Here is a 16894-nt window from a genome sequence, read left to right as displayed (position 1 = left end):
TTGGTTAAAACACTGTATATAGTTGCTTAATTCTCGGAATGTAAAAAGCATCGTGTTAATATGATCACCAAGTGATTAAAACATTAAAAGCTATTTACATCATGTTCCAGCAAGAAATTTCACAACTCAATCTTAAACAGCTTAAAGCTGGCGAAAAGCGGTGGGTCGGAAACTTACAAGGCTCATCTGCTGCATTATTATTTAAAGAAATTAGCAAACAATCCAAACAGTTGTTTGTGATTGTTGCACGTAATAATCAGCATCTCGGGCAGTTAGAAAGTGAGCTGGAATTTTACGGAATTAAGCCGACTATTTTCCCAGATTGGGAAATTTTACCTTATGACCGGCTGTCGCCACATCAAGACATCGTTTCTGAGCGCTTGGCGATTTTGTCCAATATGCCACAGCAAGGTGTGTTGTTGGTTTCAGCAACAACTTTAGCGCAGCGAGTTGCGCCTGCATCTTGGGTATTAGGTGAACACTTTGATATTAAAGTAGGTCAAAAATTTGATATAGAACAACAAAAATTAAGATTAGTACAAGCGGGCTATCACTTGGTGGATACCGTTTATGATCATGGTGAATTTGCAGTACGCGGCAGCATCATGGATATTTACGCTTCGGGGCAAAGTTCACCGATTCGTGTTGACTTATTTGATGATGAAATCGATACCCTCAAATTCTTTGATCCTGAAACTCAGCGAACCACCCAAAATTTAGATCATTTTACGGTTTTACCTGCAAAAGAATTTCCATTAAAAGAAGCGCGTTCACTGTTTCGTGATCGATATGCGGAAAATTTTCCGACGGCAAATCCAAAGAAAAATCCAATTTATCAGGATGTACAAGATGGCATAGCTTCACCGGGTATTGAGTTTTATTTTCCGTTGTTCTTCTCTGAACAAGCCATGAGAGAGCAAAGTACGCTATTTTCGTACTTACCAGAGAATGGCATTGTCATTACAGATAAAGCTATTGATGACACATTGATTCAGTTTTGGTCAGACATTGTGCGTCGTTATGAAGACCGCCGTCATAATGTTGACCAACCGATTTTGCCGCCAGAGCAGATTTTCCTACAACCAAATCAGGTTTTAGAACAATTAAATCTTTGCCGTCGTATCGTGGCTTCACCTGAGGCTTTTGATGAACGCAATGGCGTGATCAATCTTGCAGCTGAGATTCCACCCCGATTACCTGTCGATCCAAAACGTGAAAAACCATTTTCTGCGGTTAAGCAGTATATCGATGCGGCAAATTATCCGGTACTTTTAGTGGCTGAAAGCGCTGGTCGACGTGAAACTTTAAAAGATGCATTGCGTCCAAGTTTGGGTGATATCCCGACGGTCGAAAGTTTTAATGATTTTATGCATTCTATGCATGCGATTGCGATCACCAATGCGCCCTTAGATCGTGGTTTATTGCTAACTGACAAACTCAGTGTAATTTCTGAAAATCAGCTTTATGAACACCGTGTGGTTCAACGTCGTCGTAAACGCCAACAGGAAGTATCAGAAGAGTTCCTTGTTCGCAGTTTAACCGAGCTAAGTATTGGCGCACCTGTGGTTCATATTGATTATGGTGTGGGGCGATATGCAGGTTTAATTACCTTGAGTATCGATGACCAAGACCATGAATTTTTGCAGTTAGACTATGCCGATGCAGCCAAGGTGTATGTCCCTGTGACAAACCTGCATTTAATTAGTCGATACAGTGGTGGTGACCCAGATCTAGCACCATTACATAAATTGGGTACAGATGCATGGTCTAAAGCCAAACGCAAAGCTTTAGAGCAGATCCATGATGTGGCGGCAGAACTTTTACATATTCAAGCACGTCGTCACTCGAAGCCGGGTTATGGTTTTGAACTGGATCAGAGCCTTTATATGCAGTTTGCCAGTGGCTTCGCCTATGAAGAAACTTTAGATCAAGCCAATGCTATTGAGGCGACACTGTATGACATGCAACAAGCGAAGCCGATGGATCGTTTGGTTTGTGGTGATGTCGGTTTTGGTAAAACAGAAGTGGCCATGCGTGCTGCATTTGTGGCAGTACAAAATAACAAACAAGTGGCTGTACTTGTGCCAACCACGTTGTTGGCGCAGCAGCACTACGAGTCTTTCAAAGACCGTTTTGCGGATTGGCCTGTACGTATTGAAGTTCTTTCACGTTTTGGTTCATCAAAATCACATACCAAAACCATTGAAGACCTCGCAGAAGGCAAAGTGGATATCGTGATTGGCACACATAAAATCTTGCAGGAAAGTGTGCAATTTAAAAATCTCGGTCTCATGATCGTGGATGAAGAGCACCGTTTTGGTGTACGGGATAAAGAGCGAATTAAAGCCTTACGTGCCGATGTTGATATGCTGACGCTAACTGCAACGCCTATTCCACGTACGCTGAATATGGCTTTTAGTGGTATGCGTGATCTATCTATTATTGCAACGCCGCCTGCACGTCGTCTTGCCGTGAAAACTTTTGTGCAAGAACACACTGGTGATTCGATTAAAGAAGCCATCTTGCGTGAATTGCTACGTGGTGGACAAGTGTATTTCTTACACAACGAAGTCGAGACCATTGAACGTACGGCAGAAACTCTACGTGAATTGGTTCCTGAAGCCCGAGTTGCGGTAGCACATGGTCAAATGCGTGAGCGTGAGCTAGAGCAAATCATGCAGCAGTTCTATCACAAAGAATATAACGTGCTGGTGTGTTCAACCATTATTGAAACTGGGATTGACGTGCCAAACGCCAATACCATTTTGATTGAACGCGCAGATAAACTGGGACTAGCGCAGTTGCACCAACTACGTGGTCGTGTCGGTCGATCGCACCATCAAGCCTATGCATATTTACTTGTGCCTTCGCTTAAAGGTTTAAAAGGTGATGCTGAAAAACGCCTAGATGCCATTTCTCGTGCATCGACTTTGGGTGCGGGTTTCATGTTGGCAACAGAAGACTTAGAAATTCGTGGCGCAGGTGAGTTGCTGGGTGAACAGCAAAGTGGCTCAATGCAAACCATAGGTTATAGTCTTTATATGGAAATGCTTGAAAAAGCCACCAAAGCCATTCAAAAAGGTAAAACGCCTAACTTTGACTCTCCATTGTCATTAACGGCTGAAATTAGCATGCACATGCCAGCCTTAATTCCAGATGATTATTTAGGTGATGTACATCAACGGTTATTGTTCTATAAACGCATTAGTAATACGGATACTCAAGAGAAACTCGATAACATTCGTATGGAGTTGATCGATCGTTTTGGCTTGCCGCCGCAAGCAGTCAAGCAGTTATTCTCTGTCCATCAGTTGCGTTTAAAAGCGGAACAATTGGGTATCACAAAAATTGATATCAGTTCACATGGCGGCAGTATTGAGTTCTCACCAGATACACCAGTTCAAGCCATATCGATCATTCAAATGATGCAAAAGCATCCGACTTTCTTCCGAATGGAAGGTGGACAGCGTCTAAAAGTGATGGTCATGCTCGAAGAATATGACAAACGCATTCAATTTATAAATGACTTATTAGACAGTTTGCTGAAGGAATTGGCGCCAAATCAATAGATTTGGCGTATAAATTGCTTGTTTAGAATGAGTAGATTTTCATGAGTGTTTTTTATATAGAAGAAACGCTTGATTTTTTTGAAAAATTTATTAGAGTCATAAGCACGCAACGTTTTATTCAAATGCAGTTTATTTGTAATGAAACGTTCTGTACAGAATATTCACACCCATAAGGATGTGATAGTATTAGCCATCATTCTAATTTTGCATCATTTATAAAGATATGTTTAGTTTACATCCACAACTTGCTCAAGATACGTTTTATGTAGGCGACTTTCCTCTGTCAACATGTCGTTTGATGAATGATATGCAATTCCCGTGGCTTATTTTGATTCCACGTGTTCCGGGAATTACAGAGCTTTATGAATTAAGTCAGGCAGACCAAGAGCAGTTTTTACGTGAATCAAGCTGGTTATCAAGCCAATTGTCACGTGTATTCCGTGCAGACAAAATGAATGTAGCTGCATTGGGTAATATGGTTCCACAATTACATTTTCATCATGTTGTTCGTTATCAAAATGATGTGGCTTGGCCGAAACCAGTTTGGGGTACGCCAGCAGTTCCTTATAACAATGATGTCTTGGCACACATGCGCCAAACACTAATGCTTGCACTACGTGGTCAAGGTGATATGCCTTTCGATTGGCGTATGGACTAATCCCGATTTACGGACAATATCAGGATAGTAGAAGAATGAGTGTCCGTATGGGGGCGATCGAGTGCCGTTAGACAATTTAATCAGCAAAGAGCCTAAACAGTTTGAATATTTTCATCGTTTGATGGGATATATCATGCTGTCTTTGGTGATTGTTGTCTATCACTACACCCAACCAGATACGCATTATCAAATCTATATTCCTGCATTTTTATTTTTTCTGATTTTAGTTGTTCCCAAGTTTTCCCATTGGCTAATTTATCGATATAGCAATCAAACTAAACGCAATGTGCTGTTTCTGATCGATATCATAGTTATTGCTGTACTGATGTCTGCGGTACATTTAAGTCTTGTTTTAACCTTTCTTGCGGTCTTTGCGCTGCTATACACAACAATCTATAACAAGATCAATTTCTTAATGATGTCCTTGGCAGGGATTGTTGGCGTCACTGTATTTTATTTATGCAATATTTATGTCTTTGGTTTTCAAGAGTATTTTGAGTCGACCAGCAGTGAATTAACCGTTCTTGGCTTTCTGTGCTTAATTACATATTTCAGCGTAGGGGCTTTTTATCAACACACCCAAGTTCAGTCTCTGAGTAATAAAAAGAACCACTATTATGATCAGATGAATCGTTATATGGAATTCGCCAATCAGCTGAGTCGTTATGCGCCTATGCAACTTTGGCAATCGATTATGAAAGGTGAGTCTGAAGCTAAAATCGAATATAAACGTAAAAAGTTAACGATTTTCTTTTCCGATATCCAAGGATTTACTGAGCTTTCTGAAACATTAATTCCAGACGATTTAGCATTTCTACTCAATGACTATTTGAGTCATATGACTGAGATTGCCAAACAGTATGAAGCGACTGTTGATAAATTTATGGGGGATGCAATTCTAATCTTCTTTGGTGATCCACATAGCCAAGGCGTAGAGCAAGATGCAAAAACTTGTTTAGAGATGGCAATGGTCATGCGTCAGCAAATGAAGTTGCTGCGTGAACGTTGGATTAAAATGGGTTATCCGCCGTTACATATTCGTATGGGTATTTCTACAGGGTATTGCCACGTTGGGAACTATGGTGCAGCTCACCGTATGGCGTATACCATCGTTGGTCGTGATGCGAACTTGGCTGCACGATTGCAAAGTGCGGCTGAAGTCGATGAAATTTTGATTTCAGACGATACGCATCATTTAGTGAAAAATGACTATTTATGTGCACCTAAAGCACCGATCTTCTTAAAAGGCATCAAAGGCCCAGTACGTACTTGGCAAGTGATGGAAAAATACACCTCGCAGAAAACAGATTATCAGCGGTGGTTTGACTACGAATATAAAGGCTTTAATCTATTGTTGAACTTAGATGAAGTACAAAACTTTGAATATCCTGAACTAATACATGTTTTAGAACGTATGATTCAACGCTTACAAACTCAGCAAAAAATGACCAACTCTGCTGGTATCGTAAAACTGAATTTAGAAGACGAAGTGATCGAAGAAGTCAAAAAAACTGAATCTCACTCTTAATTTCACATATACATTATAAAATTAGATCTAATCGTATCGCGTAAAATTTAAACAAGAACACAATTCATGCTTTTATCAAAACGTCTTCTTTTTTGATATGTTGAATACATTTATGTATAAAAAAGCCAGTTACGATAAACTGGCTTTTTAATTATAGAAAATTATCTATAAATTAATGATTTTCTGAAGCATGGTTGATGGTGTATTTAGGAATTTCAATTTCCAAATCTTCATCTTCAATTTTTACTTGGCATGACAGACGAGAGTCTGGTTCTAACCCCCAAGCACGATCGAGAAGATCTGCTTCGACATCATCCATTTCATCTAGACCATCAAAACCTTTACGTACAACCACATGGCAAGTGGTGCATGCTTTAGACATATCACATGCATGCTCAATTTTGATGCCGTTTTTTAACATGCTTTCGCAAAGGTTAGCATTTGATTCGACTTCAAACTCAGCGCCGTTTGGGCAGATTGTTGCGTGAGGCAGTACTTTAATACGTGGCATAATCTTGACCTATAAATTAATTTGAGTTTGACCAGTCATCGAGTTTTGTGCCTTTCAATGCGGCATCAATGTGCTGATTCATACGAGCTGCAGCAAATGCATCGCTATGTATTTTAAGCTGTTCTACAGCATGTTCAATAGCTTTAATATCTGTCGTTTCAAGTGCAGCATCTAAAACAGTGCGTGCTGCAGTGAGGGAACTGAGTTGCTCTTGGCTGAGAAGTTGAGCATCCACTTTAAGTGCTTGATCAAGTGCTTCAAGTTCACGTTTTGCTTCCACTTTGGTTTCTTGAAGATGACGTAAGTTTTTATCTTCTTCAGCAAACTTATAACCATCAATCAGTAAGCGTTCAGTGTCGGCATCAGATAAACCATAAGAAGGTTTGATGTCAATTTGGGCATGCACACCAGAAGTGGTTTCTTTGGCAGACACCGTGAGTAAACCATCTGCGTCAACTTGGAAAGTCACTTCAATGCGCGCTTGACCCGCAGTCATCGGTGGAATACCACGAAGCACGAAACGACCTAGACTACGGCAATGTTCAACCAGATCACGTTCACCTTGTACAACATGAATTAACATCGCTGTTTGACCATCTTGATAGGTTGTGAATTCTTGGCGACGCGCCACTGGAATGGCTGTATTACGCGAAATAAGGCGCTCAACCAAACCGCCCATGGTTTCTAAACCTAAAGAAAGCGGTGTGACGTCTAAAAGCAATGAACCATCATTAGAGTTACCAATAAGTTGGTTTGCTGTAATCGACGCGCCAATGGCCACAACTTCATCAGGGTTAATTGTGCAGAGTGGTTCTTGATTGAAGACATCTTGAACAGCTTTTTGCACAGCATATGAACGGGTAGAACCACCGACCAATACCACATTTTGAATATCGCTGAGCTCAAGCTTGGCATCACGCATGACACGTTTGCAAACGCTGATGGTTTTATCCAAAGCAACTTTGATGATTGATTCAAAAGTAGGGCGGTCTAAAGTCAATGATTGATCAAGAACTTTAAGCTCTACAGATTTAGCCTCGGTTAGAGCTTCTTTTGCTTTACGTGCAGAAACAATGAAATGCGCATATTCAGCATCATCTAAAGTTTCAATGTTCAGTTGTTTTTTTGCCCATTTTACAATCAGACGGTCTAAGTCATCACCACCAAGCGCCGTGTGGCCACCAGTTGCTAGAACTTCAAAAACACCTTGAGAGAAACGTAAAATTGAAACGTCAAAGGTGCCGCCACCTAGATCATAGATCACATAGTTTTGATCATGTGCAAGATTGGTGTCTTGGTCTAAGCCATAAGCCACTGCAGCAGCAGTCGGTTCATTTAAAAGACGTAGTACATTTAAACCTGCAAGCTGTGCTGCATCACGCGTTGCTTGACGCTGTGCTTCATCAAAATAGGCAGGTACAGTAATGACAGCACCATTTACTGGATTGTTTAAACTACTTTCTGCACGGTCTTTGAGTTGTTTTAAAATTTCAGCAGAAATTTCAACTGGTGTTTTACGACCTTGTGCAGTTTCAAAAGCAGGCATTTCATTCGCTTCACCGACTAAGTTGTACGGATGTTGGAATTTGATATCTGCTTTAGAGCGACCCATAAAGCGCTTTACAGAAACGATGGTATTTTTAGGATCAGTCGTTAAGAATGCCTTTGCGTCTTCACCATATTGCGCAGTGGATTCGCCATAGTGTGCAATAGAAGGGAGTAACACACGACCATGTTCATCGTTAAGCACTTTCGCTTTACCAGAAAGTACCGTGGCTACTAAAGAGTGTGTAGTCCCAAGATCGATACCAATTGCGATGCGGTGTTCATGCGGCGCACTTGATTGACCAGGTTCTGCAATTTGCAAGAGAGCCATGTGTGTTACATCCTTTGAACGTCAAATATAAAAAATAAATTAAAAATCATCGTCTAAATCAAAGCTATCGTCGTCTAAGAAGCGATCTTCAGCTTTATCGATGTCAGCCATTACTTTTTGGAAGAAGCGTAATTTACGTACGGTATCACGTGCTTCAGCCCAGTCTTCGTCGTCATAATCAATCTTGAATTCACGAACCAAACCGTCAATCCATTGCTGAACTTCAGTTTTAAGTGAAGTGAGGTCATCAGCAGAGCCTGCCTCATCTAACTGTTCACGAATTTCTAAGGCATCTTGTAGGAACTCAAAATCACTAATTGATTGATCAAGGTGATAATCTTGTTTTTTGAGACTTAATAGATATGCAGCGCGGCTATCAACATTGGATAAAGCTTTAAATGCTTGATTAATCTCACTGGATTTAATCAGGGCTAGATCTTTGTCTTCGGCTTTATCTGGATGATATTGTTGCTGCAACTTTAAAAATTCAGATTTTAAAACTGCTAAATCAATATCGAGTGCTACAGGTAAGTTAAACAACTCAAAATGATTCATGGGAGATGGTGTCCGCAATAGAGGTGCAAAAAGTGTTGCTTTAAATGCAATTAAAACAGTGAATTTTACACTGTTTTAATGCGAAAAAGGAGTGTGGAAAAGGCTTAAACCGTAAACGATTCGCCGCAGCCACATTCGCCTTTTTTATTTGGGTTATTAAATTCAAAACCTTCGTTTAATCCATTTTTCACATAGTCCATCTCCATACCTTCGAGATAAACTAAGCTTTTTGGGTCAACGAATACTTTTACGCCAAACTGATCGAATACTTGGTCATGCGTGTCAATATCATCGACAAACTCAAGTACATAAGCTAAACCAGAACAGCCAGAAGTTTTCACGCCAACGCGAATGCCTTCACCCTTACCGCGATTCTTGATGTAATTGCTGATATGAGTTGCAGCATTTTCAGTTAAATGAATCATGAAAACTCCGTTAATCTTTTTTAAAACACGTAAACAATTAAGCTTTTACTTTCTTGCTACGGTAGTCTTCTACAGCAGCTTTGATTGCATCTTCAGCAAGTACAGAGCAGTGTACTTTTACTGGTGGAAGTGCAAGTTCAGTTGCAATATCAATGTTCTTAATTGCTTGAGCTTCATCAAGAGTTTTGCCTTTTAGCCACTCTGTTACTAATGAGCTAGATGCAATTGCTGAACCACAACCGTAAGTTTTGAAGCGAGCTTCTTCAATTACGCCGTTGTCATCAACTTGGATCTGTAGACGCATAACATCGCCACAAGCTGGTGCACCGACCATACCTGTACCAACGTTTTCTGCATTTTTGTCTAAAACACCAACATTACGAGGGTTTTCGTAATGATCAATTACTTTTTCGCTATAAGCCATGACGCTTCTCCAAACCTCGGGGTCAGCCTTAAGATTAATATGGGGGTGAAATTACGTTAATCAATGAGATAGCCTTAAAATAAAAGCTATCTCACCGGGATGAATTAGTGTTCAGCCCATTCTACAGAATTAAGGTCGATACCTTCTTTGTACATATCCCAAAGCGGTGAAAGATCACGTAGTTTTTCAACTGCTGCTTTGGTAATTTCAAGTACATGGTCAATATCGGCTTCAGTGGTGTATTTACCAAAGCTGAAACGAATCGAGCTATGAGCCAATTCATCTGAAAGACCCAATGCACGAAGTACATAGGATGGTTCTAAAGTTGCTGATGTACATGCAGAACCAGAAGATACTGCGCAATCTTTAAGTGCCATCATTAACGATTCACCTTCAACGAAGTTAAAGCTGACGTTTAGATAGTTTGCAACGTTGTATTCTGGGTGACCGTTCAGGAAGACTTGTTCAAGACCTTGCAAGCCATTCCAAAGTTTGTCACGAAGTACACGAATACGAGTTTGTTCGGCATGTAAGTTTTTGCCTGCAAGTTCGAACGCTTCGCCCATACCCACGATTTGGTGAGTCGCTAGCGTACCTGAACGCATACCACGTTCATGACCGCCACCGTGCATTTGCGCTTTAATACGTACACGTGGTTGACGACGTACATAAAGAGCACCAATACCTTTAGGACCATAGATTTTGTGGCCAGAGAAACTCATCAAATCAACTTTCATTGTTGAAAGATCAATTTCTACTTTACCAGCAGCTTGCGCAGCATCTACATGGAAATAAGTTTTGTTTGCACGAGTCAATTCACCGATTGCAGCTACATCTGTAGTTGTACCGATTTCATTGTTCACCATCATCAAAGATACAAGAATTGTATCTGGACGAAGGGCTGCTTGAACCATTTCAGGTGTGATTAAACCTGTTTTTGCTTCTGGCTCAAGATAAGTAATTTCGAAGCCTTCTTCTTCAAGCTCGCGGCAAGTATCAAGAATTGCTTTATGTTCAATTTTACTTGTAATAATGTGCTTCCCTTTAGATGCATAGAACTGAGCAATACCTTTAAGCGCAAGGTTGTCAGATTCAGTTGCACCAGAAGTCCAAACGATTTCGCGTGGATCAGCTTTTACTAGATTAGCAACTTGTTCACGTGCATATTCTACTTTTTCTTCTGCCTGCCAGCCGTAAGCATGAGAACGAGAAGCTGCATTACCAAAAGTACCGTCAAACGTTAGACATTCCATCATACGTTCTGCGACTTGAGGGTCTACAGGTGTAGTTGCTGCATAGTCAAGATAAATAGGACGCTTCATGTCAAATACCTGTAACCGATAAAAGGGCTGAATCAAAGTTTGCTGAATTTTGACGAATTGATACGGTTTGAACGTTATCGCGTGCTACAAGGTCAGCAAGGGTGATTTTTGCAAGATAATCGGCAATGTGGTGGGAGAGTTCCTGCCATAAATCGTGAGTCAAGCACATTGCACCATTTTGGCAGTTGCCTTTGTGGTCACAACGGGTTGCATCAACTGTTTCATTTACAGCTTCAATAATTTCCAAAACAGTGATGTCTTCAGCACTACGAGCAAGGTGATAACCACCGTTTGCTCCACGGATGCTGGAAACTAAGCCGTGACGCTTTAATTTTGCAAATAACTGCTCAAGATAGGCCACTGAAATGGTTTGACGAGCTGCAATTTCTGCAAGAGTGATCGTTTGTTCAGTTGGCTGCAAAGCTAGATCAAGTAGAGCAGTCACTGCGTAGCGACCGCGAGTTGTTAAGCGCATGATTCGATACACATGTTAAGTCTAGATGTGCAGATTTTATGAATCCTGACTAAAATAGTCAAGTTTTTTTGAGATTGTTTATTTGTTTTATTTTGTCTGAAAAATTATGTATTTATTTGAACCACACATTATACACTAATAACGTTATTAAAAGAACAGATATTAGACTAAAAGCGATATTAATCCGCTTTTGACGACGTTCGATACGCTTAATACGGTTTTTGTATTGTTTAACTTCAACTTGTAGCGTGTTTATTTTAGAGCGTTGCTGTTCGATTTTTTCTAAAAGTGGGGCAATACGTTTTTTGGAAGCAATAATCTCCTGTTCATCAGTGGGTTCGCTAAGCCACTGTTTCCAGTCAGATAAAATTTTCGGCACACTAAATAAAGAAACCAAATCACGAAATTCATCTTTTAAAACCACATCACCATCGATACGCATGGTTTTGATACTTTTGCGATTACCAAAGACAAAGATTTTCACCAAATCCATTAGTGTCGTACGGACATCAAGGTCGATCGCTTTATCTGGGGATTTTGTGTCGAACAGAATACCGTGTTCAGTAAACTGAACATAAAAATCAAAATAAGGGATATAGCTATTTATTTTCAGTGCGACTTTTTGATCAACAAATTTTTTAGCTTGTAATGCTACAACGCGGTCATGTTTTAAAATGAAAGTAAAAATCGTTTCTAAAACAATCAGGGTCATAGTAAGCAACAAATGTGGTTGAGCTTGTGTTTGTTGCGTATCACTCATAAAAAAAATGTCCTTGTTAAAATCTGAAAGCACTGGAAATTGAGCATCCTGCTCTAGAGGAACTTAGAATATACCAAAAAGTTGGTAATTCACCAGCTTTGTAGAACAGTTTAATCAATCTATCAAGTCATATGTTTGCTATTATGTTGTTAAAATGAAGAATCACATGTTGCTGTGCACATAAAATAATCAGGAGAAGTGCGGATTATGGAAAATACAGAAAGCATAATTGATGATGCACAAGAAAAAGCAGAAAAGCCGGCTAAAACTCGCGTACGTAGTCATTCTGACCGTCGCTCTAAAATGGATTTTCGCAAATATACCAAACAGATTTGGTTGGCTGGATTAGGTGCTTTTTCACGTGCTGAGGGTGAAGGAAATAAGCTTTTTGACTCTTTAGTCAAAGTTGGAGAGGAGCTTGAGTCCAAAACGATTGATATTGCAGATCAAACTGTCGAAAAAGTTTCAGAAAAAGCCAAAGAATCTGTAACTGATACGAAAGATAAAGTAGAAAAAATTTTAGATAATGGTGTTAATCATTCCTTAAACCGTTTAGGATTGGTGACTGTAAAGGATTTACAGCACGTAGAAAGGCTTATACTTCAATTACATACTAAAGTTGACCTATTGGCCGAAGAAAATGCCCAACTGAGGGCCGAAATACTAAAAAAACACTAACTTTTTTACTATTATCGAATTTTCAAGGTTTTTTTCGTCAAAAAATTCTATAAAAAGAGGTTGATGAGTATTGCGTTTAACCCTAAAGCATTGCTATAAAGGCGTTATGGCGTTTTATACAAATTCTTGAACCTTAAATAAACGATATTAAGAGGACGTAATTTTCATGAATAAATCAGAATTAATTGATGCAATTGCCGAAAATGGGGGATTATCTAAGGCCGATGCCGGTAAAGCTTTAGATGCTACAATTGCTGCAGTTACCAATGCATTGAAAGCTGGTGATACAGTTACTTTAGTTGGTTTTGGTACTTTCAGCGTTAAAGAACGCGCTGCACGTACTGGTCGTAACCCACAAACTGGTGCGACTTTAGAAATCAAAGCAAGCAAAGTTCCTAGCTTCAAAGCTGGTAAAGGCTTGAAAGATTCTGTAGCTTAAGCTTATTAAGCACATGAGACGCGCCATTATTTGGCGCGTTTTTTATTGGTAAATGTGATTAATTGATATATCGCATTCATTCATCTCGGGTTTTCGGTTAAAATTCACCGCAAATAAAATATTGGAATACTTATGGAATCGTTTCGTAAAGTCATTAAGGGTTGGCTGGGCAAGGTCTTGCTCGTTTTGTTTTTGACCCCTTTAGCACTTGTAGGTATTGAAGGATATTTTAGTGGTGGATCTAAAGATGCAGCAAAGACTGTAAACGGTACTGAAATTTCGCAAAAAGAACTCGAAGCACTGACGAACTCATTAAAAGAACAATATCTGGCATATGCTCAGGGTGATGAAACGTTATTGAATCAAAATTTCATTAGCAATAAAGCGATGGATACTTTGGTTTCACGCCAATTGTTATTGCAACAAGCTGATAAATTAGGCATTAGCTTGAGTGATGCACAAATTGTGCAAATGATTCATCAGCAGCCAAGCTTCCAAGTCAATGGTCAATTTTCAGATGAAGCGTTTGGGAGATACCTCGAATCGATTGGTATGACGAACCGCACATTCATTGATAACTTACGTAAAGACCATGCTTTAAAAATGTTGTCTACAACATTTATGGAATATGCATTGGTGAGTAAGCTTGATATCTTGCAAATTGCGAACTTACAAACGGAACAACGTAGTATTCAGTTGGCGAGCATTAATCTTGAAAATTACAAGAAAAATGTAAAAGTATCTGATGCCGAAATTGCCGCTTATTATGAGCAGCATAAAAACAAATTTAAGCAAGCAACCAGTATTGATGCAGATTTTGTCGTATTAACACCTGCCAATATTACTGCACCTGTAGAAGCTGCAACTGATGCTGAATTGAAAGAAGCGTATAACAGCTTTGTTGAGAATGCACAGAAGTCAGTTAAACCACTCGTTAAGCACATCATGATCACTGCAGACAGTCGTTCAGATGCCGAAGCTAAAAAACTGGCTGAAAGTGTTCAAGCTAAAATTAAAGCGGGTTTAAGCTTTGACCAAGCTGCAGCGCAATTCTCTGAAGATCCGGAATCTAAAGCAAAAGGTGGTGAACTGGTTGCTTATGAAAAAGGTGTGTTTGGTGATGCGTTTGATGCTGCAGTTGAAGGTGCTCTAGCTGGTCAAGTGACTGCTCCAGTGAAAACAGACAGTGGTTATCACTTGATCGAAAAAGTGGCACCAGCTGTAAAAGTGGCTTCATTTGAACAAGAAAAAGCACGTCTACAAGCTGAAGTTGCTGCTTCGAAAAAAGCCAATGTTTTTTCTGACACTGTAAACAGCCTCAATGACATGGTCGTGAGCAGTGATGCCCTTGATGTCGTGGGTCAAGAAGTGAAAGGCGTAAAAGTACAATCATTGAATGGCTTAACATTAGCATCGCAACATCCAGTTTTAAGTGATGCAAACGTCAAAGTTAAATTGTTTAACGATGATGTTAAAAATGGTGAACGTAATGTTTCATCGAGCATTCAGTTGAAAAACGGTGATGTGGTTTGGGTGAAAGTGCGTAACTATCATGCTGCGGGTGTTCAAACCTTAGCTGAAGCGAAAGCGCATGTGAAAACTCAGTTGATTGAAAAGAAAGCGTCTGATGCTGCAAAAGCCCAGATTCAAGCGACATTAAAAGAGTTTGCTGCAAAACCTGCTGCTTCAGTTGCAAAAGGCAGTTTAAACTTTGAAAATGCGGGTACATTCACTCGTGCGGATGGTTTGTTAAAACGCGAAATTCAACGTGCTGCATTTAGTGTAAAAGCGCCGAAAGCAGGTCATTGGTCTGTTACTACGACTAATCTACCAAATGAATTGGTTGTGGTTGCTGTGACTGCAGTGAACAAACAATCTGATGCGGCATTAACGGGTGAGCAGTTAGATGAGTTAACAAAACTTTATCAACAGCTTCGTGGTCAACAAGAATTTGATGACTACACACGTTATCTAAAAGATCATGCCAAAATTAAATAATTAAGGCAGCTTTAAAAAAAACCAGCTTTCGAGCTGGTTTTTTTATGTTTAAGTTTAATGCATCACACTTTAAGAAAAACTTTTACAAACAAAGATTAGGGTCTGTTGACATTTCATAATGGTAGCCAGATAAAGATACAAGCTAGAGCAACTGAGTTTTCATAATTCTGCTTTAGCTTGTCGTAACGAGTGGCAATCCCTCTAAAATGTTTTAATCTAGCAAATGTATTCTCTACTAAGTGTCTGATTTTATATAAGTACCAATCCATATTTTGATTGCAGGACTTGGAGTTACATTTTTTCGGAATATTTGCTTTAGTTTGGGTATTTTCGATTTGTACTCTGATTAATTCAGAATCATACCCTTTATCAGCACATATGATTTTGGTTTCCTTTAAATCCAAAGCATCAATTAAGTCTGGTGCAACTTTCACATCGTGAGTTGTGCCATCACCAATTATAAATTCGATAGGATTACCATGGGCATCCACAGCTAGGTGAATTTTAGAGCTATTCCCACCGATGCTTTTCGAAATGGCTTGATTATTAATGCCTGTCGCATGTTGATGTGTTCTTACATGACTGGCATCAATAAAGATCCATTCTAAATCTGCATGATTAGACAATAATTTAAATATTCTTAGTAATTTACTATCTTTACTCCATCGACTAAATTTCTTAAAAATAGAATTTGGCTTACCGAAAGCATCAGGTAAATCACGCCAAGGGCATCCTGTTCTAATCCGATAAAGGATCGCTTCGATAAACGACCTTAAATTGTGTTTGAGATAAACACCAAAATTGGCGAGAATAGATTTCAGCTTAGACCAGTGTTGATCATTCAGCATTGTGCGAGGCATAGCGAGGAGTGAATTTGGTTTGGCGATTGAATTCTACTTTCTCGCTATTTTTTTGAACAGCAAATGTCAACAGTCCCTAAATAAAATTGACTATTTAAATAATTCTCTTAAATTGAGTTTGGGAAGGCATTTTCCCAAATAAATATAATGATGTGATTTGAGGGTGTTATGCAAAAGATGAGAGATTTAAACGGTATTTTAAAAAACATTTTGGGACAAGTTGAAATAAAGCAGTTGCTGATTCAGGGGAAAACACAGCATCAGCATATTCCCTCAACACCAGAAGTGACTGGACTAGATGATCTTATAACTGGCACGGCAGAGCCAAAAACATGGGTGATCATTTCAGTCGGTGAAACTGTTACACGCGTCAAAGTGGATAAACAAGGACATCGGCAGATTGATAATCCACTGAAGGATGGTGGAGTTGCCACAATTTATGCGGTAAATCATCATGGCTTACGCTCAGAGGCAATAATGATTGCTCCAATTGCAGAGCCAAGTGTGCTACCCAAGATGCCGGAAATAATTGAAAAAGGCGAATATTTGGTTGGTAAAGCTGATGCAGGAAATACGGTGGTTGTGAACTATGGTGAGCAAGAGTTTATAACAGTTGCTGATGTAAATGGCGATTGGTCGATGCTCAATCCTTTAACGACCACAGGTGCAATAAGTGTTGTGGCAATTGATCAGGACGGTAATCGTTCTGAGGCGTTGCATACAGCGCAAATCATTTTACCGCAAGCTGTTACGATTTTAGAGTCTGGCGCGGTGATATCAGGTACTGCCGCACCAAATACGACTGTTGTGATTTAG

General features: G+C 39.6%; 16 protein-coding genes. 7 read left to right on the top strand and 9 right to left on the bottom strand.

The features are described from left to right. Positions 1-101: 101 nt before the first annotated feature. The 3 genes from mfd to FTU12_RS09530 all read left to right on the top strand — a co-directional run bounded on the left by mfd (position 102) and on the right by FTU12_RS09530 (position 5755). Entirely contained in the window at positions 102-3569 is a 3468-nt protein-coding gene (mfd, locus tag FTU12_RS09540; RefSeq protein ID WP_180114288.1) for a transcription-repair coupling factor, read from the top strand. A 223-nt stretch (positions 3570-3792) separates the two neighbouring features. Beyond that, positions 3793-4227 carry an HIT domain-containing protein gene (locus FTU12_RS09535; RefSeq protein ID WP_067762788.1) on the top strand — a complete coding sequence of 145 codons (435 nt, stop codon included), beginning with the start codon at positions 3793-3795 and terminating at the stop codon, positions 4225-4227. Positions 4228-4288: 61 nt separating this feature from the next. Further along, a complete protein-coding gene (locus FTU12_RS09530) occupies positions 4289-5755 on the top strand; it encodes an adenylate/guanylate cyclase domain-containing protein (protein WP_180004649.1) in 1467 nt (488 codons plus the stop codon). Positions 5756-5927: 172 nt separating this feature from the next. On the opposite strand, the gene fdx is transcribed toward FTU12_RS09530, so the two are convergent. From fdx to FTU12_RS09490, 8 genes are all read right to left on the bottom strand, one after another. Next, on the bottom strand, positions 5928-6266 hold the full coding sequence (gene fdx, locus FTU12_RS09525) for an ISC system 2Fe-2S type ferredoxin (protein WP_078193483.1): 339 nt from the start codon (positions 6264-6266) through the stop codon (positions 5928-5930). Positions 6267-6282: 16 nt separating this feature from the next. Continuing rightward, positions 6283-8142, bottom strand: coding sequence for a Fe-S protein assembly chaperone HscA (gene hscA / locus FTU12_RS09520; protein ID WP_180114247.1), 1860 nt, complete (start codon positions 8140-8142; stop codon positions 6283-6285). 39 nt (positions 8143-8181) lie between these two features. Then, entirely contained in the window at positions 8182-8697 is a 516-nt protein-coding gene (gene hscB / locus FTU12_RS09515) for a Fe-S protein assembly co-chaperone HscB (RefSeq protein ID WP_078188669.1), read from the bottom strand. A gap of 104 nt (positions 8698-8801) precedes the next feature. Continuing rightward, positions 8802-9122 carry an iron-sulfur cluster assembly protein IscA gene (gene iscA / locus FTU12_RS09510; protein ID WP_078188668.1) on the bottom strand — a complete coding sequence of 107 codons (321 nt, stop codon included), beginning with the start codon at positions 9120-9122 and terminating at the stop codon, positions 8802-8804. 37 nt (positions 9123-9159) lie between these two features. Next, positions 9160-9546, bottom strand: a complete 387-nt coding sequence (gene iscU, locus FTU12_RS09505; RefSeq protein WP_078188667.1) for a Fe-S cluster assembly scaffold IscU — start codon at positions 9544-9546, stop codon at positions 9160-9162. A 104-nt stretch (positions 9547-9650) separates the two neighbouring features. Further along, on the bottom strand, positions 9651-10868 hold the full coding sequence (locus FTU12_RS09500; protein WP_078188666.1) for an IscS subfamily cysteine desulfurase: 1218 nt from the start codon (positions 10866-10868) through the stop codon (positions 9651-9653). Position 10869: 1 nt separating this feature from the next. Continuing rightward, the gene (locus tag FTU12_RS09495; RefSeq protein ID WP_078188665.1) at positions 10870-11343 is read right to left on the bottom strand and encodes an Rrf2 family transcriptional regulator; all 474 of its coding nucleotides are present in this window, start codon (positions 11341-11343) and stop codon (positions 10870-10872) included. Between the two features lie 112 nt (positions 11344-11455). Continuing rightward, positions 11456-12103, bottom strand: coding sequence for a hypothetical protein (locus FTU12_RS09490; RefSeq protein WP_180114246.1), 648 nt, complete (start codon positions 12101-12103; stop codon positions 11456-11458). A 207-nt stretch (positions 12104-12310) separates the two neighbouring features. Between FTU12_RS09490 and FTU12_RS09485 the strand changes: the two genes are divergently transcribed. The 3 genes from FTU12_RS09485 (at position 12311) to FTU12_RS09475 (ending at position 15218) form a co-directional block, all read left to right on the top strand. Then, the gene (locus FTU12_RS09485; protein ID WP_180022145.1) at positions 12311-12781 is read left to right on the top strand and encodes a phasin family protein; all 471 of its coding nucleotides are present in this window, start codon (positions 12311-12313) and stop codon (positions 12779-12781) included. Between the two features lie 166 nt (positions 12782-12947). Next, on the top strand, positions 12948-13220 hold the full coding sequence (locus FTU12_RS09480; protein WP_078188662.1) for an HU family DNA-binding protein: 273 nt from the start codon (positions 12948-12950) through the stop codon (positions 13218-13220). A 132-nt stretch (positions 13221-13352) separates the two neighbouring features. Continuing rightward, entirely contained in the window at positions 13353-15218 is a 1866-nt protein-coding gene (locus FTU12_RS09475) for a SurA N-terminal domain-containing protein (RefSeq protein ID WP_180090032.1), read from the top strand. 113 nt (positions 15219-15331) lie between these two features. On the opposite strand, the gene FTU12_RS09470 is transcribed toward FTU12_RS09475, so the two are convergent. Further along, positions 15332-16078: an IS5 family transposase gene (locus tag FTU12_RS09470; protein ID WP_180114245.1), complete on the bottom strand. Its 747-nt coding sequence runs from the start codon at positions 16076-16078 to the stop codon at positions 15332-15334. 168 nt (positions 16079-16246) lie between these two features. Between FTU12_RS09470 and FTU12_RS09465 the strand changes: the two genes are divergently transcribed. Beyond that, positions 16247-16894 (top strand): Ig-like domain-containing protein, encoded by a 648-nt coding sequence (locus tag FTU12_RS09465; RefSeq protein WP_180114244.1) that lies wholly within the window; start codon positions 16247-16249, stop codon positions 16892-16894.

Source organism: Acinetobacter sp. YH12063, assembly GCF_013419715.1.
Classification (GTDB): domain Bacteria; phylum Pseudomonadota; class Gammaproteobacteria; order Pseudomonadales; family Moraxellaceae; genus Acinetobacter; species Acinetobacter amyesii.
The sequence above is the reverse complement of the archived record's forward strand: the minus strand, read 5'-3'. Positions and strand labels throughout refer to the sequence as shown.

Coding starts and splice junctions, on each gene's coding strand:
- mfd (WP_180114288.1), top strand. CDS start 102: ATGTTCCAGCAAGAAATTTCACAACTCAATCTTAAACAGCTTAAAGCT.
- FTU12_RS09535 (WP_067762788.1), top strand. CDS start 3,793: ATGTTTAGTTTACATCCACAACTTGCTCAAGATACGTTTTATGTAGGC.
- fdx (WP_078193483.1), bottom strand. CDS start 6,266: ATGCCACGTATTAAAGTACTGCCTCACGCAACAATCTGCCCAAACGGC.
- hscA (WP_180114247.1), bottom strand. CDS start 8,142: ATGGCTCTCTTGCAAATTGCAGAACCTGGTCAATCAAGTGCGCCGCAT.
- hscB (WP_078188669.1), bottom strand. CDS start 8,697: ATGAATCATTTTGAGTTGTTTAACTTACCTGTAGCACTCGATATTGAT.
- iscA (WP_078188668.1), bottom strand. CDS start 9,122: ATGATTCATTTAACTGAAAATGCTGCAACTCATATCAGCAATTACATC.
- iscU (WP_078188667.1), bottom strand. CDS start 9,546: ATGGCTTATAGCGAAAAAGTAATTGATCATTACGAAAACCCTCGTAAT.
- FTU12_RS09500 (WP_078188666.1), bottom strand. CDS start 10,868: ATGAAGCGTCCTATTTATCTTGACTATGCAGCAACTACACCTGTAGAC.
- FTU12_RS09495 (WP_078188665.1), bottom strand. CDS start 11,343: ATGCGCTTAACAACTCGCGGTCGCTACGCAGTGACTGCTCTACTTGAT.
- FTU12_RS09490 (WP_180114246.1), bottom strand. CDS start 12,103: ATGAGTGATACGCAACAAACACAAGCTCAACCACATTTGTTGCTTACT.
- FTU12_RS09485 (WP_180022145.1), top strand. CDS start 12,311: ATGGAAAATACAGAAAGCATAATTGATGATGCACAAGAAAAAGCAGAA.
- FTU12_RS09480 (WP_078188662.1), top strand. CDS start 12,948: ATGAATAAATCAGAATTAATTGATGCAATTGCCGAAAATGGGGGATTA.
- FTU12_RS09475 (WP_180090032.1), top strand. CDS start 13,353: ATGGAATCGTTTCGTAAAGTCATTAAGGGTTGGCTGGGCAAGGTCTTG.
- FTU12_RS09470 (WP_180114245.1), bottom strand. CDS start 16,078: ATGCCTCGCACAATGCTGAATGATCAACACTGGTCTAAGCTGAAATCT.
- FTU12_RS09465 (WP_180114244.1), top strand. CDS start 16,247: ATGCAAAAGATGAGAGATTTAAACGGTATTTTAAAAAACATTTTGGGA.